The organism is Pseudomonas sp. LD120, assembly GCF_009861525.1.
In the GTDB taxonomy this organism is placed as follows: domain Bacteria; phylum Pseudomonadota; class Gammaproteobacteria; order Pseudomonadales; family Pseudomonadaceae; genus Aquipseudomonas.
In genome coordinates, this window is the sequence record NZ_WVHL01000005.1 from 1,146,465 (window position 1) to 1,168,517 (window position 22,053).

Here is a 22,053-nt window from a genome sequence, read left to right on the forward strand (position 1 = left end):
TATGCTGTGAGTGCCTGATGTAACGTGCCCCCCCTTCATCAGAATGTATAAGCGACACCGGCTTGCACCGTACGTGGCGAACCTGGATAGACATAGTTGTTCCAGGCTGCTTCGTCATAGCCCTTGTTGAACAGGTTCTTGAGGTCCAGGTTCAGGCGCACGTGCTCGTTGACCTGGTAGTAGCTGAGCAGGTCGATCACGCTATAGCGGTCCATGCTGTAGGTGACTGTTTCTGTCTGGCCCTTGCGGTCATCGACGTACTTCAGGCCCAAGCCCAGGCCCAGCCCTTTAGCGAAGCCATTCTGGAACTCGTAGGTGTTGATGAGGCTGAAGCTGTTGCGCGGAATGTTGGCCAGGCGTGTACCGCTGGGCAGGCGATTGTCCTTGGTCACCTCGGCATTGACGTAGGCATAGCCGCCGATGACTTTCCACTCAGGCGTGATGTTACCTGTGACGTTCAGGTCCAGCCCGCGGCTGCGCACCTGGCCGGCAGCTAGGCTGTAGCTTGGGTTGGCGGGGTCCAGGGTGAGGACGTTTTCCTTGACGATGTGATAGAGGGCTGCATCGACTGTCAGCTGTCGATCCAAGGCATCCCATTTGACACCCACCTCATACGATGTGCCTTTCTCTGGATCGAATCCACCGCCGTTGGCCGCGGCGCCGCTGTTGGGTTTGAACGAACGTGCGGTGTTGGCGTAGACCGCCACGGTATCGGTCAGGTCGTACGTTAGGCCCAGGCGCGGGGTGACGCCGTTCTCGGCCTGGGTGAAATCGCCTGCATTGTTGAGCTTGTTGTCATAGTCATGCTCGAAGCGCTCAAAGCGCAGCGCCGCCAGCGCCTTGAGGCGATCGGTCAGTGCTACCTGGTCCTGGATGAAGACCGCCCAGGTCTGCAGGTTTTCCTTGTCCCAGGTGGTGTTGCGGGTCAGCGCAGGGCGCGGCTGGCCAAGCACCGGCTGATAGATATCGATCGGGTAGGTGCCTGCCGCGGCCGAGGATCTCTGGATGATCGAGTTGTAGTCGTAGTTCTCGTATTCGACGCCAGTCAGCAGGGTGTGGCTCAAGCTGCCGGTATCGAAATACCCCGTCAGGTTGAGCTGCCAGTCACGGTCGGTCCACTCCAGCTTGCGGTAGTTGAAGTTGCGCTGCAGCGTGCGGCCATCGGTCGGCGCGCCATTGGCTTCCACGGCATTGCCCTTCATTGAGCCGTCGAGGAACTGGAAACCACCGCCCAGCGTCCAGCTGTCGTTGAGCTGATGTTCGAAGCGCAGTTGGGCCATGTTGTTATCGTTGTGCAGGAGGTTGTCGCGGCCTTTCTCCCAAAGATTGGTAGCGCTGGACAGGCTGCCGGTCTGAGTGGCATAGCGCGGCAGGCCTCGGTCCAGTGGGCGGTTGTTGCGCATGAAGTCACCTTCGAAGATAACCTTGGTGTCGTCATTGACCTGCCAGCTGAGCACCTGGGCGACGTCATAGCGCTCGCCCTGGACATGGTCGCGGAAGCTGTCGCCGCCTTCGCCCAGCAGGTTCAGGCGATAGGCCAGCGAGCCTTCCTGGTTGAGCGGGCCGCCAGCATCGAGTGTCGCACGATGCATGCCCTGGTCATCGAACTGGCTGCCCAGGGTGACCCGTTGTTCGGGCAGCGGTTGCTTGCTGACCACGTTGAAGGTGCCGCCGGGATCGCCACGGCCATACAGCGCGGTATTGGGCCCGCGTATTACTTCGAGGCGCTCGACCGTATTGGCATCCGGCGCGTTGGGATAGCCCCGGTTGACCGGGAAACCATTGCGATAGAACTCACCGGTGGTAAAACCGCGCACAGTGAAGTTGGTCAGGCCCTGGCCGCCGAAATTGTTGGCCCGGCCCACACCACCGGCGTAATCGAGCGCGTCCTGCAGGCGGGTGGCACCGAGGTCCTCCAGCACGTCTCTGGGCACTACGCTGATCGACTGCGGCGTCTCGTGAAGCGAGGTGTCGGTGCGCGTGGCTGAAGCCGAGCGCGTGGCACGATAGCCCTCCACAGGCCCATCGGCACGCTCGTAATCACTTGCCTGGGTATTGATGTTGAGGACTTCAAGTTCAACGTTGCCGGTAGAGGTCGGCATTTCAGCAGCCAGGGCAAGTGAAGGAATGGCTTGAAGCAGGCACAGAGAAGTGATCACGGAGCGCATTAGTTAAGCCCAACGAGCGAGTAGGAGGAGATAAAACGCCGGAACTTTATATGCAAATGAGTCCTGTTACCAGTTGTGTGTTCGCTGGCGGTTCTCGAGCATTGATGGCGTGACAAGCTTCGCTGTGATCGATCTGAGAGGCCTAAGCGCGCAGTGGTCTGGTGGTCCGCTGCCGGCCCTCGACCAGTTGATGCACGGCTGTCGCCTTAAGCGCCTGTTCCCCGGTGCATGAAGCGGCAGGGGCTGGCGGGGAATGGTTTTTGCGCATTTGCTGCATGGGTCATATAAATCGTCGCGCAAAGGTCCTATATTCGGTTCCTGTCTGAGTACCAGCATGCTGTTTTCAGATGATCCCGAATGGTTCTGAAGGCCAGATAAATCGACGGTTGTAACGGTTTTTTGCGGCAGAGAGATCCTAACGATCCAGATCCATCTTCCATTCCTATGATCAGAGAGAACGAGATGATTCCTAAAGAGGCAAGAATCGACGTAGCGCTTGAACGGTACCTGGCTGCCACGCCTTCCTTGCAAGAGGAAATCAGCGCCCTGAGCCCGGAAGAGCAGAAGCAGCAGGCGCAATGGGCATTTGAGGACGAGGCGGAGTCTCGCGGCATCGAGCCGTGGGAGCTGGTGCTCGATCTGGTGGCCGAGACACCGGAGGAATTGAAGGCCATGCGCCTGGAAGTGCATCAGGAGGTCGCTGAAGCGCTGGGCATGGACCTTGAGGATTATCTGCAGCTCAACGAAATCGAAAGTTGAGCCCGACGCCAGCCTGATTCAGGCTGGCGTTTTTCATGGCTCAGAGGCTGAGGCGCATGGACAGGTCCAGAGCCTTCACATCCTTGGTCATGGCCCCAATGGAAATGTAGTCCACCCCGGTTTCGGCAATCGGCCGCAGGGTGCTTTCGTTGATCCCGCCGCTGGCTTCGAGCTTGGCCTTGCCGGCATTCAGGCGCACAGCCTCGCGCATATCGTCCAGGCTCAGTTCGTCGAGCATGATGATGTCGGCACCGGCATCCAGAGCCTGTTTCAACTCGGCAAGACTTTCCACTTCCACTTCCACCGGTTTGCCCGGGGCGATCTTGTGGGCGGCGCTGACGGCCTGAGCGATGCCTCCGCAGGCGGCAATATGGTTTTCCTTGATCAGGAAGGCGTCATATAGGCCGATGCGGTGGTTATGGCAGCCGCCGCAGGTGACCGCGTACTTCTGCGCCAGACGCAGGCCGGGAAGGGTCTTGCGGGTATCCAGCAGCTTGACCTGGGTATCGGCGACAAAGTCGGCCAGGTAACGCGCCCGGGTGGCCACGCCAGACAACAGTTGCAGGAAGTTCAGAGCGCTGCGTTCACCGGTAAGCAGCGAGCGCGCCGGGCCTTCCAGGTTGAACAGCGTCTGGTTGGGCACCACCGGCTCGCCATCAGTCACTTGCCAGTGCACGGCGACTCGCGGGTCCAGTTGGCGGAACACCGCATCCACCCAGGCGGTGCCGCTGATCACGGCCGCTTCGCGGGTAATGATCGTGGCCTTGGCCAGGCGTTCGGCCGGGATCAATTGCGCGGTGATATCGCCGTTGCCGATGTCTTCCAGCAGCGCGCGGCGCACGTTGGCTTCGATTTCGGCAGTGAGGTCGGCGAGGCGTAGATTCGGCATAACGGGCTCCACAAACAAAGTGCGCCGATTATAGGGGCATGGGATCGGCGAACCCAAGGTGGCAAATGCCTGGGTTCCGTTGGCGAACCTGTTTTGGGTGGTTTTGTCTGATGGGTGGATGAGATTGTTCTTTGTCGGTGAATGATTATTTCGGAGGGGGTGACAGAGTCTGCTGGCGTAAGCGGGGGCTTTTACAAGATAATGTGACTTGTAATTGACGTCATAGCTTTGACGTGTCTTTGGCTCCCCCTTAAACGAAGTGCAGTGGAGTGCGTCTGCCCCCACTGTGAGTTGGCTGTGAGCGCCGTCGGCTTGACTGAAACTTGATCTCGAACCGAAGAATCACCTTTCCAGGAGGCTTGGATGCACAACGACGGGAATGTAGTGCCTTTGCGCAAGGCCGCTACAGATCAGGCGACTGCGTCGCCGCTCGCCCGCCTGCCAGTGATTCTGCTTCAGGTTCGTGACAAGGCCGCCCAGCAACTTCGTTATGGTTTGCAGGAACTGTTCGATAATGCCGACGACACGCTGTTCGAGATGGCTGACCGGGCGCAGCGCAACGTCGAGCAGAACACCCTGTTTGAAGCCATGCGTGACCTGCGGCTGAAGCGCAAAAGCATTGAACGCGGCTTTCTGCAGCATTTTTTCGAGGGCTTCGCCAGCCTGGTTCAGTACGACCCCTGCCAGGTCATTCCCCACGCGGTGGCGTATGACCCATGCTTTGATCCCTCCCATGACCATCTGGAAAAAACCGTAGCGGTGGATGCCATGGTGGCCAAGGTCCTCAATCGTGATGGTTTTGCGCTGGGGCAGTTGACGGCGCGCCTGGGAGAGCTCCTGGGGCGGCGCCTGAGCGACTCGCAAAACCCTCTGGGGCCGGCGCTGCTCTGTGAGTATTTCATGCAAGCCGGGCGCAGCCTTGGGGTGGAGATCAAGGTCAAGCTGATCATCCTCAAACTGTTTGAGCGCTATGTGCTCAGTGACACCGAGCAACTCTATGGCGAGGCCAACCAACTGTTGATCGCCACCGGCATTCTGCCTGAGCTGATGCCCGCTCCGGCGCGGCGGGCCAGCGATCGAGCCCGTGCCCAGGGGCAGGGCCTGGAGGCAGATGGCGGCCAGCTCAAGCCCGGCCAGAGCGCGCTGGACGAAAGCGTGCAGGAAGTGTTCGCGGCGCTGCAGACGCTGCTGTTCCATGTGCGTGGCAGCGTCGCACCGACCCTGGAGTCCAGTGCCGAAACCCAGCCGATCTCCACCCGCGATCTGCTGCGCCTGCTGTCGCACTTGCAGCAATACGTGCCGCCGCCCAGCGCCCAGGAAGACTTCGACCTGCGCAACCAGTTGGAGCAATTGCTGACCCGGGTCAGCGTCAAGAGCGGCAAGTCGCGGGTAGTGGATGTCGCCGATGAGGACGTGATCAACCTGATTGCCATGCTCTTTGAATGCATCCTCGATGACCGCAACCTGCCGGATTCTCTCAAGGCCCTGATCGGGCGCCTGCAGATTCCGATGCTCAAGGTGGCGGTGCTGGACAAGAGTTTTTTCAGCCGCGGCAACCACCCTGCGCGGCGCTTGCTCAACGAGATTGCCGCCGCCGCCATGGGCTGGGGCGGTTGCGACGATCATCAACGCGACAGCCTGTATCTGCGTATCGAGCAAGTGGTGCAACGCCTACTGAGCGAATTCAGCGATGACCCGGCGATCTTTTCCGAGCTGTTGGCGGACTTCCTGGCCTTTACTGCCGACGAGCGGCGTCGGGCCGAATTGTTGGAGCAGCGCACCCGCGACGCCGAAGAAGGCCGGGCCAAGGCGGAACTGGCTCGCAGGCGGGTAGAGCGAGCACTGAATGAGGCGCTGCTGGGAAAAGTATTGCCGCAGAAGGTGGTGGACTTCGTTCGTGACGCTTGGAGCCAGGTCTTGCTATTGAGCTGTCTCAAACACGGTGATGAATCCGCCCAATGGCAGAGCGCCGAACAAACCCTGATCCAGCTGGTCTGGAGCGTGCAACCTCACGAACAGCCCGACAGCGCCATGCGTTTGTTGGCGCTGGTGCCGGGGCTGCTCAAGGGCCTGCGCGACGGGTTGAGCGGTGCGGCGTTTGATCCCTTCTCCACCAGCGAGTTCTTCAGCCAACTGGAGGCGCTGCACCTGCAGGCCTTTGAGCGCGAAGCCTTGGTTGAGCAGCAGGTGCAGGCCTTGGTGGCGGAGCCTGCTGATCTGATTGTGGTTGCTCAGAAGATTGTCCTGCCGTGTGCGCAAGAAGGTCCGTTGGAGACCTCGCCGCTGGCCTTGCCCGCCAATGACCCGTGCGTGCTGCAGGTCGATCAGTTGCGCTTAGGTGCCTGGGTCGAATTCCAGGAAGATGAGGACAATACCCTGCGCTGCAAGCTGGCGGCGATTGTCGCGCAGCCGGTGGTCAAGTACGTATTCGTCAACCGTACCGGGATGAAGGTCCTGGAGCGCACGCGCATGGGCCTGGCCTTGGAGTTCCATCGCGGTGCGGTGCGCGCGCTGGACGACACCCTGCTGTTCGACCGAGCCCTGGAGTCGGTGATCGACACGTTGCAGCGCCTCAATCACGGCAAGTGATCGCAACCCGAGGGCCGAACGCGGCATACTGCGCTACTTCAGGCTTTAGTTGAAGGAATCGGTATGCGGCTGGACCCTGCCACGGGTTGGTGTCATGGCGTACGGCACTGTCCGTCACCCAATTTCAATCAGCGTCCGGCGGGCGAGATCTCGCTGCTGGTGATTCATAACATCAGCCTGCCGCCGGGTCAGTTCGGTACCGGCAAGGTGCAGGAATTCTTCCAGAATCGCCTCGATGTCACAGAGCATCCCTATTTTTCCGGGATTGCCGACTTGCGCGTGTCTGCGCATTTCTTGATTGAGCGTGACGGCGCGGTCACTCAGTTTGTCTCTTGTCTGGAGCGGGCCTGGCATGCCGGTGTGTCGAGCTTCGAGGGGCGCGACACCTGCAACGATTTTTCCCTGGGCATTGAACTGGAAGGCACCGATGAGTTGCCCTTCACCGATGCCCAGTATCAATCCCTGAGTGCCCTGACCGAACAATTGCAGGCGGCGTTTTGCGCCATCACGCCACAACGGATTTGTGGTCATAGCGATATCGCGCCTGGGCGCAAGACTGACCCGGGCCAGGCTTTCGACTGGGCACGCTACCGTGCCGCCTTGGAGAAGGGAGAAGGACAATGAGTTTTCTGGTGTTGTTGCTGGCAGTGTGGATCGAGAAGTTCTCGGCTTTGCGTCAGCGCGTGCAGCGCGACGGTGCTTGGCTGGGGCAACTGGCGCGACTGGAAACGAACCCACGGCTGGCTGCGCACCCCTGGTGGCTATTGGCGCTGCTGGTGCTGCTGCCGGTGGCGTTGCTGGGCCTGCTATTGATGGTGTTGCAGCCAGTGGCCTACGGCTTGCTGGCCTTGCCGGTGCACCTGCTGGTGGTGATCTATGCCCTGGGCCGCGGAGATTTGCTGGCTGGCCTGGGGCCGTTCCGCGATGCCTGGCGACGTGAAGACCTGCAAGCAGCGGCCCATGTCGCCAAGCGCGACCTGGAGATCAGCGCCGACAGTGGCGAACAACTGCTGGAAAGCGTCCAGGGCTATCTGCTGTGGCAGGCCTTTCAGAGCTTCTTTGCGGTGATCTTCTGGTATTTCCTGCTGGGCCCGGTGGCCGCCCTGAGTTATCGCTTGCTGGCCTTGGCCGCCGAGCAGGGCAAGAATGCCGCGCTGGTGGAGCGCGCGGCGCAGTTGCGTCACGCCTTTGACTGGTTGCCGGTGCGCCTGCTGGCGGCAAGCTTTGCTTTGGTGGGCAACTTCGTGGCGGTGAGTCGGGTGATGCTCCACGAACTGCTCAACTGGCCTATCAGCGCCGCGCAACTGGTGGAAAAGGTCGGCCTGGTCGGCGGTGAGATTCCCCCACCGCAGGCGGGGCCGGAAGGCATCAACAGCCTGGATCGGATCTGGGAGTTGCTGCTGCGCGCGGCGGTACTGTGGTACGCCGGTTTTGCCCTGTGGACCGTGCTGGCCTGAGGAGCAAGGCCCCCAGGTCCTGCTGGGCGCTATGGCGGCCCAGCGGCTTTGGTCTGCGGCGGCGCCTCGCTGGGCGCGGCCGCCGAACGGCAGTCGGCGCCCTCGCGACATCGGGCGGCGTCGCCCTTTGAAGCCCGGCAAGCGATGGGTGGATGGCTAGCGGTTAACTTTAAGTTACAAAGACTCCCCTAAAATTGAGCTATACAGACGGAGCACCGAATAGTGGCTATCTGCTGCTTTCGCCTGGACGCCCATAAAATAAAAGAAAAGGGAGACTTCTTTGTGAAGAGTTTGCTCTATCCCGCCGTCGCGCTGATGAACCGCCTGAGCTTCGGCATGAAGTTCAGCCTGATCAGCGTGCTGTTCTTTATCCCCATGCTGGTGACCAACTTCTATCTGGTGCGCGATTCTTACCGCGAATTCCAGGGTACTCAGGTCGAGCTGCAGAGTCTTGATCTGCTGGGCAGCAGCCTGACCTTGCGCCGAGATCTGGAAACCCTCAATAACCTTGTGCAGATCAACGCCAGCCTTGGCCAGTCCGGCAAGGCGGGGGACCTGGAAAACAAGATTGTCGCCCAGGAGAAAGCCGTCCTCGAACGCCTGCAGGCGATGCAGGCCGTTGCCGTCGATCCGCAGCAGGTGGAAGTATTCAATGCCAAGCGCGACGAGCTGATTGCAGCGTTCAAGGCTCAGCAAGCGGAGCGCTCACTGCTGAATAAAAGCGCACTGATCGGCAAGCTACTGGGCAGCGCGCAGTTGTTCAGTCAGATCATCGCCAGCCAATCGGGCCTGAGCCGCGATGGCCAGAGCGATATTCGCCAGCTCAGCGAACTGATCACCAGCATCACCCCCCAGATCACCCAGGCCTTGGGAGAAGGTCGGGCCCTGGGCGCTTCTTCCCTGGGCCAGGGCTTTCTCAACTCCTCATCCAGCACCCGTTTCGACGAGTTGCTGGTGCAGATCGAAAAACGCCAGGCCGAATACGCACTCAAGTTGCAGGACGCCCTGGGCTCCAGTCGCGCCGCTCACGATGCGCTGGACAGTCTGGCCAGCGCCAGCAAGAGCAGCCTCAAGCAGGCCAGCGATCTGTTCGAGGAGCAGGTGGTGATGGCCGACACACTGGACGCGCCCTGGCAGGGGTTCTATGACCAGGTCAGCGGCCTGATGGCACAGACCTATCAACTCAACCAGGGCACCCTGAGGTTTCTCGATGTCGAGCTGCAAAAACGCCTGGCGCAGAACCGCAGCCACATGCTCTTGCTGGTGGTGGCTTTAGCCTTGGTATTTTTGTCGATCGTCTATTTGTACGGCGGTTTCTATGCTTCCACCCGCACCACCTTGCGCCGCCTCGGGGCGATGATGGACAAGGTGGCAGCGGGGGACATGACCGTCACCTTCGATGCGCAAAGCCGTGATGAGCTGGGCGAATTGGGCAGCGTGTTCAACGGCACGGTGCGCAAGATCCACGACTTGATCGAGCGGGTCGGGCACACCGTCAGTGAAGTCGAGCGCCAGGCCGTGCAGGTGGAAAGCGTGTCGGCCCAAAGTAATCACGCGGTGGCCGGCCAGCGCAGCCAGATCGAACAGGTGGCCACGGCCATGAACCAGATGTCTGCGACCTCCCAGGAAGTGGCACGTAGCGCGGCGGCGGCGGTCAGCAGCGCCCACAGCGTCAACGACGAAACCGTCAGTGGGCGCGGTCTGGTGGAGTCCCAGCAGGGCAGCATTGTCCGGTTGGCCAGCGAGATCGATCAGTCAGTGTTGGTGATCAACCAACTGGCCAGCGACAGCCAGGCCATCAGCCGCGTGCTGGAAGTGATCAAGAGCATTGCCGAGCAGACCAACCTGCTGGCGCTCAACGCTGCCATCGAAGCGGCGCGCGCGGGTGAACAGGGGCGAGGCTTCGCGGTAGTGGCCGATGAAGTGCGGACCCTGGCCAAGCGCACCCAGCAGTCCACCGAGGAAATCGAAGAGATGATCGACAAGCTTCACGGTGGCGTCAGCGCGGCGGTCAAGGCCATGGGCAGCAGTCACGCCATGGCCAACGGTACGGTCGATCAATCGGCGAAGGTCCAGCAGGCCCTGGAGAACATCCTCGGCGCGGTGGGCATGATCGTCGACCAGAACCAGCAGATCGCCGCCGCGGTGGAGCAACAGACGTCGGTGGCCCACGACATCGACCAGAACATCGTCGAGATCAACCGTGCCGGTGAACGCACCGCCGAGGGCGCGCACCAGACCGAAGACGCCAGCCGTCAGTTGTCGGCTCAGGTGGTACAGCTCAAGCAGTTGATCGGTGCGTTCCAGGTCTGAGCGCGACGGCTACGGCGCGGCCCCGGGCCAGCCGAACAGTTGGCAGGCGTTGCGGGTGCTGGCGGCGGCCAGTTGTTCGGGGGAGATGTTGATGATCTGCGCCAGCGCGGCGCAGATGGCGGGCAAATGTTGTGGGCTGTTGCGTTGACCGGGAAACATGGCCGGCGCCATGTCCGGCGAGTCGGTTTCCAGTACCACTGACTCCAGGGGCAACCCGGCGATCACCTTGCGCAAGCGCAGGGCCTGGGGCCAGGTGGCAGCGCCGCCCAGGCCCAGCTTGAAGCCCAGCTTGAGGTACTCCCGGGCTTCTTCGCGGCTGCCGGCGAAGGCGTGGATGATGCCGCCGCGCTTGAGTTTGAAGCGCTTCAAGGTGGCGATCACCGCGGCGTGACTGCGACGCACGTGCAGCAGGGCGGGCAAGTGAAAGTCCGCCGCCAGCTGCAACTGAGCCTCGAACAGCGATTGCTGGCGCTCACGGTCCAGATGCGCAAGAAAGTAGTCCAGGCCAATCTCGCCCACCGCGCATAGCTGTGGATGCCCCGCCAGCCGTGTCAGCCAATCTCCCAGAACCTTGAGATCCGTTGGTCGGTGATCGTCCAGGTACACCGGGTGCAGGCCGAAGGCCGCGTACAGTTGCGGATCGCCCTGCACCAGGTCCCAGACCCGCTGCCAATTGGCCTGATAGACCCCCAATACCACCATTCGCGAGACGCCCCGGGCGCGGCTGTCCGCTAGCAGCGCCTCACGGTCGTCGTTGAAATCCGCAAAATCCAGATGGGTGTGGCTGTCGATCAGCTCCACGGTGTCAATCCTGCCGGATACGCTGTTTGAAGGTCCGCGCGATGGCCTGGACGCCGGGTTGGTAATGGCCCTCTTCAATCGCTGCCAGGGCCAGTTGCAGGGCTTTTTCGGCAATCAGTCGATGCTGCTGGGCCATGGCGTTGACCGGCAGTGGCAAGAAGTCCAGCAGTTGGGTATCGCCGAAGGTGCCCAGGCGCAGCGGCCGGGATTTCAGCGGGAAGTCATGCAGCGCGTCGAACACGCCCTGCAGCAGCACATAGGAAGTGGTCACCAGGGCGTCCGGCAGATGGCCCAGGCGCTGCAGCAACTCCTCCATCAACTGCCGGCCGCATTCACGGCTGAAGGCTTCGCCATGCTCGATCAGCACCTCACCGGCAAAGCCTTGCAGGGCCTGGCGGAAACCGGCGGCGCGCTCCTGGCTGATGCTCAGTTCCGGGCGCGCGCCGATCAGCACGATCTGCTTGGGCTCGGGCTCAAGCAGGCTCTGGGTCAGGTGCAGGCTGGCTTGCAGGTCGTCGCTGATCACCGAGCAGAACCGCTCGGACGGCATCACCCGGTCGATGGCGATGATCGGCAGGCCCTGGGCCTGCAATTGCTCATAGCTGTCATCTTCCGCTGGCAGGCAGCTGGCGACGAACAGCGCATCGCAACGCCGCGCGCGAAACAGCTGGAGCAATTGCCGTTCGCTGTCCGGCGCATCGTCGGAGCTGGCGATCAGCAATTGATAGCCCCGGGCCCGGGCGCCTTGCTCCAACAGTTTGGCGATGCGCGCGTAACTGGGGTTTTCCAGATCCGGAAGAATGAACCCCAGGGTCCGGGTGTGCCGGCTGCGCAGACCGGCTGCCTGGGGATTGGGGGTAAAGCCGTGTTCTTCCACCACCGCGCGCACCCGTTCCACGGTGGCGTTGCTGATGCGTTGTTGTTCGGCCTTGCCGTTGATGACGTAACTGGCGGTGGTGACGGACACACCGGCCAGGCGAGCGATATCACTGAGTTTCAACCCGGGATTTCCTTGTTTTTGGTGCTTGCCCCGACATTTTCGCCAATCCTACCTGATCTGGGCAGGCGACCAACGTCGGAAGCGGCAATCGACCAGAAGGACTTCAAGGCGCTGAGATTATCGAGTAACTTAGCAAACTTGCTAGATTAAACGTTTCAGCCGGCGTATTTTTTCGGCAAAAGCACAAAGGTAAAAACGCCCTTGCCAGGTAACAGGTCCCGTTTGTGGCGGTAAAGACGCCTACGCTGTTTACTTAAAACAATACCTAGCGCCGCCCCCCGCGCTAAATAGGAGAACGCATGCTCGAGCTCACTGTAGAGCAGATATCCATGGGCCAAACGGCTGTGGATAAGTCTGCGGCGCTGCACTTGCTGGCCGATAAACTGGTGGCTGACGGCCTGGTGGCCGAGGGCTACCTGGCCGGCCTCAAGGCTCGCGAAGCCCAGGGTTCGACCTTTCTTGGCCAAGGCATCGCCATCCCCCACGGCACTCCGGAAACTCGCGATCAGGTGTTTGCCACCGGCGTGCGCCTGCTGCAGTTTCCCGACGGCGTGGACTGGGGCGACGGGCAGATCGTCTACCTGGCCATCGGCATCGCGGCCAAATCCGACGAGCACCTGCGCCTGCTGCAACTGCTGACCCGCGCTCTGGGGGAAACCGACCTGGGCCAGGCCCTGCGCCGCGCCAGTACCCCGGAAGCCCTGCTCAAGCTGTTGCAGGGCGCGCCCCAGGAGCTGGCGCTGGACGCGCAGATGATCGGCCTCGGGGTGGCGGCGGAAGATTTCGAAGAACTGGTCTGGCGTGGCGCCCGTCTGCTGCGTCAGGCTGAATGCGTGAGCAACGGCTTTGCCGCGGTGCTGCAGCAGGTGGAGGCGCTGCCCCTGGGCGACGGTCTGTGGTGGTTGCACAGCGAGCAAACCGTGCTGCGCCCGGGGCTGGCGTTCGTCACCCCGGACAAACCCATCCGCTACCTAGGCCAGCCCCTGAGCGGTCTGTTCTGCCTGGCCAGCCTGGGGGAGGCCCATCAAGCCCTGCTGGAACGCCTGTGTGCGCTGCTGATCGAAGGCCGTGGCCAGGAATTGGGCCGCGCCACCAGCCGTCGCGCGGTGCTGGAGGTGCTCGGCGGTGAGTTGCCTGCGGACTGGCCCAGCGCCCGCATTGCCCTGGCCAATGCCCACGGCCTGCATGCGCGCCCGGCCAAGGAGCTGGCGCAGTTGGCGAAAAATTTCGAGGGCGAGATCCGCATCCGCATCGTCGATGGCGCGGCTTCGGCGGTCTCGGTGAAGAGCCTGAGCAAGCTGCTGAGCCTGGGTGCCCGACGTGGCCAGGTGCTGGAACTGATCGCCGAACCGAGCATTGCCGCCGATGCCTTGCCGGCGCTGCTGGCGGCCATCGAAGCTGGTCTGGGCGAAGCCGTCGAACCCCTGCCGGCGGCCAGCACCCCCCGGGAACAACCGCAAGAAGTCGTGGTGCCGCTCAGCGCCCCGGCTTCCGGCAGCCTGATCCAGGCCATCGCCGCCGCTCCCGGGATCGCCATCGGCCCGGCCCACATCCAGGTGCTGCAAGCCATCGACTACCCGCTGCGGGGCGAGTCCACCGCCATCGAGCGCCAGCGCCTGCAGCAGGCCCTGGCCGACGTGCGCCAGGACATCGACGGTTTGATCCAGCGCAGCCAGGCCAAGGCCATTCGCGAGATCTTCGTCACCCACCAGGAAATGCTCGACGACCCTGAGCTCACCGACGAGGTGGACACCCGCCTCAAACAGGGCGAAAGCGCGGAAGCGGCGTGGATGACCGTGATCGAAACCGCCGCCAAACAACAGGAAGCCCTGCAGGATGCCTTGCTCGCCGAACGCGCCGCCGACCTGCGGGACATCGGCCGCCGGGTGCTGGCGCAACTGTGCGGCATCGAAACCCCAGCCGAACCGGACCAGCCCTACATCCTGGTGATGGACGAAGTCGGTCCTTCGGACGTGGCGCGCCTCGATCCGACGCGCGTCGCTGGAATTCTCACCGCCCGCGGCGGCGCCACCGCCCACAGCGCCATTGTCGCCCGGGCCCTGGGCATTCCGGCCCTGGTGGGCGCCGGTGCCAGCGTGCTGCTGATCAAGTCCGGCACGCCCTTGCTGCTGGACGGCCAGCGTGGCCGCCTGCATGTCGACGCCGATCGCCACACCCTGCAGCGGGCCGCCGAGGAACGTGATACCCGCGAACAACGCCTCAAGGCCGCCGCCGAGCAACGCCATCAACAGGCCCGCACCACAGATGGTCACGCGGTGGAGGTGTTCGCCAACATCGGTGAAAGCGCCGGTGTCGCCGCCGCCGTGGAAAACGGCGCCGAAGGCATCGGCCTGCTGCGCACCGAACTGATCTTCATGGCCCATCCCCAGGCCCCGGACGAAGCCACCCAGGAAGCCGAATACCGCCGCGTACTCGACGGCCTCGCCGGGCGTCCGCTGGTGGTGCGCACTTTGGATGTGGGCGGCGACAAACCGCTGCCCTACTGGCCGATCGCCAAGGAAGAAAACCCCTTCCTCGGCGTGCGCGGCATCCGCCTGACCCTGCAGCGGCCACTGATCATGGAAGCGCAATTGCGCGCCCTGCTGCGCTCGGCGGACAACCGCCCGCTGCGGATCATGTTCCCCATGGTCGGCAGCGTCGAAGAATGGCGCCAGGCCCGGGACATGACCGAGCGCCTACGCCAGGAAATCCCGGTGGCCGACCTGCAACTGGGGATCATGATCGAAGTGCCATCCGCCGCCCTGCTGGCGCCGGTGCTGGCCAAGGAAGTGGACTTCTTCAGCGTCGGCACCAACGACCTGACCCAATACACCCTGGCCATCGACCGCGGCCACCCGACGCTGTCGGCCCAGGCCGACGGCCTGCACCCGGCGGTGCTGCAACTGATCGACATCACCGTGCGCGCCGCCCATGCCCACGGCAAATGGGTCGGGGTCTGCGGCGAACTGGCGGCCGATCCGCTGGCGGTGCCGGTGCTGGTGGGCCTGGGGGTGGATGAACTCAGCGTCTCCGGACGCAGCATCGCCGAGGTCAAGGCGCGGATTCGCGAGCTCAGCCTGACCCAGGCGCAAACCCTTGCTCAACAGGCTTTGGCCGTCGGCAGCGCCCACGAAGTGCGTGCCCTAGTGGAGGCCATGTAATGGCAAAGATTCTCACCCTGACCCTCAACCCGGCGCTGGACCTGACGGTGCAACTGGCCCGGCTGGAGGTTGGGGAAGTCAACCGCAGCAACGCCCTGCACAGCCACGCGGCAGGCAAGGGCCTGAACGTGGCCCAGGTGCTGGCCGACCTCGGCCACCAACTGACCGTCAGCGGCTTTCTCGGGGAAAACAATCCACAGGCGTTTGACGCGCTGTTCGCCCAGCGCGGCTTTGTCGATGCCTTTATCCGCGTCCCCGGTGACACCCGCAGCAACATCAAGTTGGCCGAAGACGACGGGCGCATTACCGATATCAACGGCCTTGGGCCCGAGGTCAGCGAGCTGGCGCAACAGGCCTTGCTGGAGCGCCTGGAGCAGATCGCGCCCGGGCATGACGCGGTGGTGGTGGCCGGTAGCTTGCCGCGAGGGATCAGCCCCGAATGGTTCCAGGCGCTGTTGCTGCGCCTGAAAAGCCTGGGCCTGAAGGTCGCCCTCGACACCAGCGGCGCCGCCTTGCGCGCCGGTCTGGTGGCTGGCCCTTGGTTGATCAAACCCAACACTGAGGAACTGGCGGACGTCCTCGGCAGCCCGGTGCTTGGCGTGGCGGTACAGGCCGAGGCGGCGCGTCTGCTGCACGGCCAAGGCGTCGAGCACGTGGTGATCTCCCATGGCGCCGAAGGGGTCAACTGGTTCAGCAGCGAGCGGTCCCTGCAAGCCTTGCCGCCCAAGGTCAGCGTGCTCAGCACCGTGGGCGCCGGCGACTCGCTGCTGGCGGGCATGCTCCATGGTCTGCTCGGCGCCCAGCCGTTCGAACAGACCCTGCGCACCGCCACCGCGATTGCCGCCATGGCCGTGACCCAGATCGGTTTCGGCATCAGCGACAGGGCCCAACTGGCCCGGCTGGAGCAGGGGGTGCGTGTGCATCCCCTCCTAGAACAATAAGAGGGTTGCGTATGAAGTTAGCCATTGTTACCGCCTGCCCCAACGGCATGGTCACCAGCGTACTTTGCGCCCGCCTGCTGGACGCCGCGGCCCAGCGCCAGGGTTGGAGCACCAGCGTTGAAGTGCACGACGACGCGCACCCGGAACGCCAACTGTCAGCGGCCACGATTGAGGCCGCCGAATGGGTACTGGTGGTCAGCACCGGGCCTGTGGATATGTCGCGTTTTGTCGGCAAGCGGGTCTATCACAGCACCCCGGCCCAGGCTCTGCAGGACGTTGACGCCGTACTGCGTCGCGGCGCCGACGAGGCCCAGGTCCATGTCGCCACCGAAGCCAGTGCCGAGCCTGTGGTCGAGGCGGGCAAACCCGCGCCGCGCCTGGTGGCGATCACCGCCTGCCCGACTGGCGTGGCCCACACCTTCATGGCCGCCGAGGCCTTGCAGCAGACCGCCAAGCGCCTGGGCTACGACCTGCAAGTGGAAACCCAGGGCTCGGTGGGCGCCCGTAACCCGCTGAGCGCCGAAGCCATCGCCGCCGCCGACGTGGTGCTGCTGGCGGCGGACATCGAAGTGGCCACCGAGCGTTTTGCCGGCAAGCGCATCTACCGCTGCGGCACCGGCGTGGCCCTGAAGCAAGCCGAGGCGACCCTGAACAAGGCCCTGGCCGAGGGCCAGTTGGAGTCCACCGCGCCAGGCGCCCAGGCACCGGCCAAGCAGGAAAAGACCGGGGTCTACAAACACCTGCTGACCGGGGTGTCGTTCATGCTGCCGATGGTGGTGGCGGGCGGCCTGATGATTGCCCTGTCCTTCGTCTTCGGCATCACCGCCTTCAAAGAAGAGGGCACCCTGGCCGCGGCCCTGATGCAGATCGGCGGCGAGACCGCCTTCAAGTTGATGGTGCCGCTGCTGGCCGGTTACATCGCCTACTCCATCGCCGACCGGCCGGGGCTGGCGCCGGGGATGATCGGCGGCCTGCTCGCCAGCACCCTGGGCGCGGGTTTTATCGGCGGCATCGTCGCCGGGTTTCTGGCCGGTTATGCGGCCAAGGCGATCAGCCAATATGTGCGACTGCCGCAAAGCCTGGAGGCGTTGAAACCGATCCTGATCATCCCGCTGCTGGCCAGTCTGTTTACCGGGCTGGTGATGATCTACGTGGTGGGCAGACCCGTGGCGGGCATGCTCGCGGCGCTGACCCACTTCCTCGACAGCATGGGCACCACCAACGCCATTCTGCTGGGGGTGCTGCTGGGCGCGATGATGTGCGTCGACCTGGGCGGGCCGATCAACAAGGCGGCCTATGCGTTTTCGGTGGGGCTGCTGGCGTCCCAGAGTTATGCACCGATGGCCGCGACCATGGCCGCGGGCATGGTGCCGCCGATTGGCTTGGGGATTGCTACGTTTATTGCCCGGCGCAAATTTGCCCAGACCGAGCGTGAAGCCGGCAAGGCGGCGCTGGTGTTGGGGTTGTGCTTTATCTCCGAAGGGGCGATTCCGTTTGCCGCCAAAGATCCACTGCGGGTGATTCCGGCGAGCATTGCCGGTGGTGCTCTGACTGGGGCCTTGTCGATGTATTTCGGCTGCAAGCTGATGGCGCCCCATGGTGGCCTGTTTGTGATGTTGATTCCGAATGCCATCAATCATGCGCTGCTGTATTTGCTGGCGATTGTCGCGGGGAGTTTGCTGACGGCGGTGGTGTATGCGCTGGTGAAGCGGCCCGAGGCGGTGGAGCTGGCTCTGCAACCCGCGTCTTCGTAGGAGCCGGCTTGCCGGCGAAGGCGGCCTTGAAGCCGGCCTGGTGCATCGGTACGGAGTGCATATCCGTTGCTGCGGTCACGGCGGCTTAAGGTTGCGCCCTTACGGCGCCTTACTTTTTACAAGCGCCTAAAAAGTAAGCAAAAACGCTTGCCCCCGCGTTCGGCCTTCGCTGCGCTCAGGTTCCCTCCCTGCGGTGCTTATCAGGGGGCATAGCTTCCAGCGATGTCCTCGACTGCGTCGAGGGGCGCTGCGCGCCAATCCCCTGATAAACACCTCCACTCGGCCTGCCGAGGGGGCGGGTGGATCAAGATCAAAAGCCGTTCGGCGCGGCCTGCCGGCCGGCGCGTTTGGGCGGTGGATGTGGGTGTTTGGGGCGTTTTGGGTTTGGGCTGGTGTAGTCGCTGCCGCAGGCTGCGAACGACAGAGAAGCTGGCGTTGGGTGTTGAGGTTTCCGAAGGCATTTGTCAGCGATGCAAGTCGGGAAAATCTCTTTCTTTTGTAAGGTTGGTCGGAGACGTTCTTAGGCGCTTGTGACTGCATAATTTGCTGGCTAGTCTTCGGGGCGTCACTGCAGTTTAGTGTCCGGGGTTAGCAGCCTGAGCTCAGGGATTTCGGTCCCGTATCCAGTCAGTGGAGTTTCTACTTGTTCTGATAGGTTATGGCGACTCCATTCATTCGGAGGAGCTTCATGAAACGTTCAAACTCGACCTCTCATATCTCGCGTGCTCGTCGTTTAGGCGATTTCAAGCACGATGCTGCCAACCACGCAGTGCTCAAAGCCCTTAAAGAAACAGTCAGCACGCCCATTAGCGCTGGTTCCCCCTTCACCGTCCGCGCCGGCATCAGCGCCGAGGAAGCCTTGCTCCACGTTTCCATGCTGCTCAAGGCGGCCGAGGAGGTGTCCGACGAGATCACCGAGCAGGCCAGCGGCATCGAGCGTGGCTTGATCTGGTCCCTGGTGCATTCGGTGGAAATGGCCCGTGGCGTGGTCGATGCCTTGCTTGATGGCAATCGCCGCTCTCCCGGTTGATGTAAAGACTACCGCACAGGCAGCCCGCTTGTTGTGGCGAGGGAGTTTGCTCCCACTGGCGCGCATAGCGCGCCCATGGCTAACCGCCGCAGCCTGTCAGACACCCCTCGCGCTCAGAGAGGGATTACCGCCGTTGCGCTGTCGAGCAGGGCAAGTCCCCTCGCCAGCGCCACGGCTTAATTTAAGACAAAACTCATTCGCGGCTCAATTATCTAAGATACTCGGGGTCCCTATCATTACTCCAAGTGGACGCTTGACTGTCATGGGGGGGTATTTTATTAGGGAGGGTCGATTTAGTTTTAGCCCTAAAGGTCAGTTCGTAAGATTTAATGGTGCAGAAAATAATGATGGAGAAAAATAATGGTTTCTCAAAAAAATCTAAGTGCCGGAATAGTTCTTGGTATGTTCCTGTCTGGCTTGACTTATGCTGATGGGAAATCGAGCTTTGAGTTTATGGATTATGAATGTGCTGGTGATGAGTCAGGTCAGAGTTATTTTACTTCTGAGTGGAGGGCGGGCAGGCAGGTAGTGAGGGTGAATTCTACTATGAACTGTGCTTTTTCGGCGCAGGCGCCAGAGTATGAGATTAAAAATAAAGGAATAGTATTTAAATATAGAACTACTGCCGTGGAAAAAGGAGCATTTGCAGCCTGCGAATGTTCCCATAGAATAGTTTTTAAACTAAAGATTGATGAAGGGTTTTCTGTGCGCGTATATCAGGATGGATCAGAGTTGCCAGGAAAATAGATGGGTTTTAATTAGAGGTCGAATGCGATGTAGTTTAGCACTTTGGGTGCGAGTTAGAGGGAACAGGTGAGGCGACTATGTCTAATTGACGGATGTGGTTGGGCTTTGCTATCGCGCCTTTGCTACCTTCGGTATTGTTCTTGTTAGTATTAAATTTGTCCGATCTAAGGCAGGCGGCTTTTCTTCTGTTTTTTCTATTCCGTTTAGCTATTTACCATGCTTGCTATTTGTGGTTCCTCTTGTAATTTTTTTGCGAAACAGAAACTTATTGAGCATTGTCATGATGTTTCTATCCGGGTCATTGCTGGGGAGTGTCATGTTCTGTGTGTTTGGATTATTTTTTCTATGCCACTCGGTTCGTTCAAGGAAATTATTCCAGAGTTGAGGGAAGTTGTGTCGGGGGGGGCTTCGGTGGCCATATTGTTTAGCTTGATAGCTGGTTTTCCACTGTTCAATTCAAAGGATCGATGAACAAGTTTAAGTGTGGAGCATCCCAGGCGACGCTTGAATAGTTAAATTTAGTAGAGGCTGCAGTTGTTTAGCTTCGGATGGTCAGGGCAACTTGGCGCGGAGCATCTACGGATGCGCCGGTTGCCTGAGGCCGGTTCTGCTAGTCCGCGTCGAGTTGCCACCCTGCATTGCGGTCGTATGTCCTTGCTGTCACACCCCCTTCATCCCCGCTGACTAAGGTTGCCCTTTGACCATTGTCAGGGAGTCACCATGAGCGAGTTCAACCTCGGCCGTCGTCGGATCATGCAAATCGCCGGGGCGGGGCTGTTGCTGCCGAGTCTGGCGCCGGCGGTGATGGCGTCGGTCAAGGACCGGCCGCAGCTCACCGATGGGGTGCAGTCCGGGGATCTGCTGGGGGATAAGGCGATGATCTGGAGCCGCACGGATCGCCCGGCGCGGATGGTGGTGGAGTGGGACACGCGAAGCCTGTTCAGCAACCCTCGGCGTTTCATCTCGCCCCTGGCCGATGCGCGGACCGACTTCACGGCGCGGGTGGAGTTGACCGGGTTGCCGGCCGATCAGGCGATCTTCTATCGGGTGAGGTTCGAGGATGCCCAGAGCGGTGTGGCCAGTGAGCCGTGGTTCGGCCATTTGCGCAGTGCGCCGTCGCAACGCCGGGACATCCGTTTTGTCTGGAGCGGCGACACGGTGGGGCAGGGCTTTGGCATCAACCCGGACATCGGCGGCATGCGCATCTATGAGGCCATGCGCCTGCGCTTGCCGGACTTCTTTATCCACAGCGGCGACACCATTTACGCCGACGGCCCGGTGCCGGCGCAGTTGACCGTGGAGGACGGGCGCGTCTGGCGCAATATCACCACCGAGGCCAAGAGCAAGGTGGCCGAGACCCTCGATGAATACCGGGGCAATTACCGCTACAACCTGATGGACGACAACCTGCGTCGCTTTAACGCCGAGGTGCCGCAGATCTGGCAGTGGGACGACCATGAGGTGGTCAACAACTGGTCGCCCGGCAAGCAGTTGGATGAACGCTACGCGGTCAAGGACATCCAGACCCTGGTGGGCCGCGCGCGGCAGGCGTGGCTGGAGTATTCGCCGATGCGCCGGCAGAGCGCCGATGGCGGCGGGCGGATTTACCGCAAGCTCAGCTATGGGCCGTTGCTGGATGTATTTGTGCTGGACATGCGCAGTTATCGCGGGGCCAACGATGACAACCTCGGTGGCGAGAAACCCTTCCTGGGGCGTGAGCAGCTGGATTGGCTCAAGCGTGAACTCAAGGATTCACAGGCCCAATGGAAAGTGGTGGCGGCGGACATGCCCATTGGCCTCGGCGTGCCCGATGGCGAGGTCAGCCCGGGAGTGGCGCGCTGGGAAGCGGTGGCCAATGGTGATCCGGGGTCGGCTCAGGGGCGGGAGTTGGAGATGGCCGAATTGCTGGCGTACCTGCGCAAGCATCAGGTGCGCAACCATGTGTGGCTGACGGCGGACGTGCATTACTGCGCGGCCCACCATTACCACCCGGATCGCGCGGCGTTCCAGGATTTCGAGCCGTTCTGGGAGTTTGTCGCCGGCCCCCTGAATGCCGGGAGTTTCGGGCCCAATGTGCTGGACAAGACCTTCGGCCCGGAAGTGGTGTTTCAGAAGGCGCCACCTGCGCAGAACACTTCGCCCTTTGCCGGGTTTCAGTTCTTTGGCGAAGTGCAGATCGATGGGCAGACGGCGGAGCTGAAGGTGATCCTGCGGGACCTGGATGGCGTGGCGGTGTACGAGCACAACCTGCAGCCGGTGTAACCCTCCTCGCCAGCATCCCGTTCCGTAGGAGGAGGGGGCCGCAGGATCGATGTAGGAGCCGGCTTGCCGGCGAAGAGGCCCTTGAATCTTGCGCTGTTCGGGCGGGCGCTTTCGCTGGCAAGCCAGCTCCTACGCAGGAGGGGGCCGCTGGAGTGGTGTAGAGCCGGCTTGCCGGCGAAGCG

General features: G+C 61.9%; 15 protein-coding genes. 11 read left to right on the forward strand and 4 right to left on the reverse strand.

Annotation, left to right across the window (positions count from 1 at the left end; genetic code table 11):
* Positions 1 to 38: 38 nt before the first annotated feature.
* On the reverse strand, positions 39 to 2,168 hold the full coding sequence (locus PLD_RS19525) for a TonB-dependent siderophore receptor (RefSeq protein WP_159895570.1): 2,130 nt from the start codon (positions 2,166 to 2,168) through the stop codon (positions 39 to 41).
* 462 nt (positions 2,169 to 2,630) lie between these two features.
* On the opposite strand from PLD_RS19525, the gene PLD_RS19530 reads away from it, so the two are divergent.
* Complete coding sequence (locus tag PLD_RS19530) at positions 2,631 to 2,927, forward strand: DUF6388 family protein (RefSeq protein WP_178116192.1); 297 nt, start codon at positions 2,631 to 2,633, stop codon at positions 2,925 to 2,927.
* Between the two features lie 40 nt (positions 2,928 to 2,967).
* Here PLD_RS19530 and nadC read toward each other — a convergent pair whose 3' ends face one another.
* Complete coding sequence (nadC, locus tag PLD_RS19535; RefSeq protein ID WP_159895574.1) at positions 2,968 to 3,816, reverse strand: carboxylating nicotinate-nucleotide diphosphorylase; 849 nt, start codon at positions 3,814 to 3,816, stop codon at positions 2,968 to 2,970.
* 363 nt (positions 3,817 to 4,179) lie between these two features.
* Here nadC and PLD_RS19540 point away from each other — a divergent pair, with 363 nt between their 5' ends.
* The 4 genes from PLD_RS19540 to PLD_RS31275 all read left to right on the forward strand — a co-directional run bounded on the left by PLD_RS19540 (position 4,180) and on the right by PLD_RS31275 (position 10,175).
* On the forward strand, positions 4,180 to 6,405 hold the full coding sequence (locus PLD_RS19540) for a DUF1631 domain-containing protein (RefSeq protein WP_159895576.1): 2,226 nt from the start codon (positions 4,180 to 4,182) through the stop codon (positions 6,403 to 6,405).
* 63 nt (positions 6,406 to 6,468) lie between these two features.
* A complete protein-coding gene (gene ampD / locus PLD_RS19545) occupies positions 6,469 to 7,029 on the forward strand; it encodes a 1,6-anhydro-N-acetylmuramyl-L-alanine amidase AmpD (protein WP_159895578.1) in 561 nt (186 codons plus the stop codon).
* Complete coding sequence (gene ampE / locus PLD_RS19550) at positions 7,026 to 7,862, forward strand: regulatory signaling modulator protein AmpE (protein ID WP_159895580.1); 837 nt, start codon at positions 7,026 to 7,028, stop codon at positions 7,860 to 7,862. Before ampD ends, ampE begins: the two co-directional genes overlap by 4 nt.
* A 1,608-nt stretch (positions 7,863 to 9,470) precedes the next feature.
* Positions 9,471 to 10,175 carry a methyl-accepting chemotaxis protein gene (locus PLD_RS31275; RefSeq protein WP_371929099.1) on the forward strand — a complete coding sequence of 235 codons (705 nt, stop codon included), beginning with the start codon at positions 9,471 to 9,473 and terminating at the stop codon, positions 10,173 to 10,175.
* Between the two features lie 9 nt (positions 10,176 to 10,184).
* On the opposite strand, the gene PLD_RS19560 is transcribed toward PLD_RS31275, so the two are convergent.
* A complete protein-coding gene (locus PLD_RS19560; RefSeq protein WP_159895584.1) occupies positions 10,185 to 10,976 on the reverse strand; it encodes a TatD family hydrolase in 792 nt (263 codons plus the stop codon).
* 4 nt (positions 10,977 to 10,980) lie between these two features.
* The gene (cra, locus tag PLD_RS19565) at positions 10,981 to 11,976 is read right to left on the reverse strand and encodes a catabolite repressor/activator (RefSeq protein ID WP_159895586.1); all 996 of its coding nucleotides are present in this window, start codon (positions 11,974 to 11,976) and stop codon (positions 10,981 to 10,983) included.
* 299 nt (positions 11,977 to 12,275) lie between these two features.
* Here cra and ptsP point away from each other — a divergent pair, with 299 nt between their 5' ends.
* The 6 genes from ptsP to PLD_RS19595 all read left to right on the forward strand — a co-directional run bounded on the left by ptsP (position 12,276) and on the right by PLD_RS19595 (position 21,871).
* On the forward strand, positions 12,276 to 15,137 hold the full coding sequence (gene ptsP / locus PLD_RS19570) for a phosphoenolpyruvate--protein phosphotransferase (RefSeq protein WP_159895588.1): 2,862 nt from the start codon (positions 12,276 to 12,278) through the stop codon (positions 15,135 to 15,137).
* Entirely contained in the window at positions 15,137 to 16,078 is a 942-nt protein-coding gene (pfkB, locus tag PLD_RS19575; protein WP_159895590.1) for a 1-phosphofructokinase, read from the forward strand. The genes ptsP and pfkB overlap by 1 nt, the downstream gene beginning before the upstream one ends.
* Positions 16,079 to 16,089: 11 nt before the next feature.
* Positions 16,090 to 17,832, forward strand: coding sequence for a PTS fructose-like transporter subunit IIB (locus PLD_RS19580; RefSeq protein ID WP_159895592.1), 1,743 nt, complete (start codon positions 16,090 to 16,092; stop codon positions 17,830 to 17,832).
* A gap of 688 nt (positions 17,833 to 18,520) precedes the next feature.
* On the forward strand, positions 18,521 to 18,862 hold the full coding sequence (locus PLD_RS19585) for a hypothetical protein (protein ID WP_159895594.1): 342 nt from the start codon (positions 18,521 to 18,523) through the stop codon (positions 18,860 to 18,862).
* Between the two features lie 360 nt (positions 18,863 to 19,222).
* Positions 19,223 to 19,609, forward strand: coding sequence for a hypothetical protein (locus PLD_RS19590; RefSeq protein WP_159895596.1), 387 nt, complete (start codon positions 19,223 to 19,225; stop codon positions 19,607 to 19,609).
* A 720-nt stretch (positions 19,610 to 20,329) separates the two neighbouring features.
* Complete coding sequence (locus PLD_RS19595; RefSeq protein ID WP_159895598.1) at positions 20,330 to 21,871, forward strand: alkaline phosphatase; 1,542 nt, start codon at positions 20,330 to 20,332, stop codon at positions 21,869 to 21,871.
* The last annotated feature ends 182 nt before the right edge of the window (positions 21,872 to 22,053 follow it).

Coding starts and splice junctions, on each gene's coding strand:
- PLD_RS19580 (WP_159895592.1), top strand. CDS start 16,090: ATGAAGTTAGCCATTGTTACCGCCTGCCCCAACGGCATGGTCACCAGC.
- pfkB (WP_159895590.1), top strand. CDS start 15,137: ATGGCAAAGATTCTCACCCTGACCCTCAACCCGGCGCTGGACCTGACG.
- ampE (WP_159895580.1), top strand. CDS start 7,026: ATGAGTTTTCTGGTGTTGTTGCTGGCAGTGTGGATCGAGAAGTTCTCG.
- PLD_RS19585 (WP_159895594.1), top strand. CDS start 18,521: ATGAAACGTTCAAACTCGACCTCTCATATCTCGCGTGCTCGTCGTTTA.
- PLD_RS19595 (WP_159895598.1), top strand. CDS start 20,330: ATGAGCGAGTTCAACCTCGGCCGTCGTCGGATCATGCAAATCGCCGGG.
- PLD_RS31275 (WP_371929099.1), top strand. CDS start 9,471: ATGTCTGCGACCTCCCAGGAAGTGGCACGTAGCGCGGCGGCGGCGGTC.
- nadC (WP_159895574.1), bottom strand. CDS start 3,816: ATGCCGAATCTACGCCTCGCCGACCTCACTGCCGAAATCGAAGCCAAC.
- PLD_RS19525 (WP_159895570.1), bottom strand. CDS start 2,168: ATGCGCTCCGTGATCACTTCTCTGTGCCTGCTTCAAGCCATTCCTTCA.
- PLD_RS19540 (WP_159895576.1), top strand. CDS start 4,180: ATGCACAACGACGGGAATGTAGTGCCTTTGCGCAAGGCCGCTACAGAT.
- PLD_RS19590 (WP_159895596.1), top strand. CDS start 19,223: ATGGTTTCTCAAAAAAATCTAAGTGCCGGAATAGTTCTTGGTATGTTC.
- PLD_RS19530 (WP_178116192.1), top strand. CDS start 2,631: ATGATTCCTAAAGAGGCAAGAATCGACGTAGCGCTTGAACGGTACCTG.
- ampD (WP_159895578.1), top strand. CDS start 6,469: ATGCGGCTGGACCCTGCCACGGGTTGGTGTCATGGCGTACGGCACTGT.
- ptsP (WP_159895588.1), top strand. CDS start 12,276: ATGCTCGAGCTCACTGTAGAGCAGATATCCATGGGCCAAACGGCTGTG.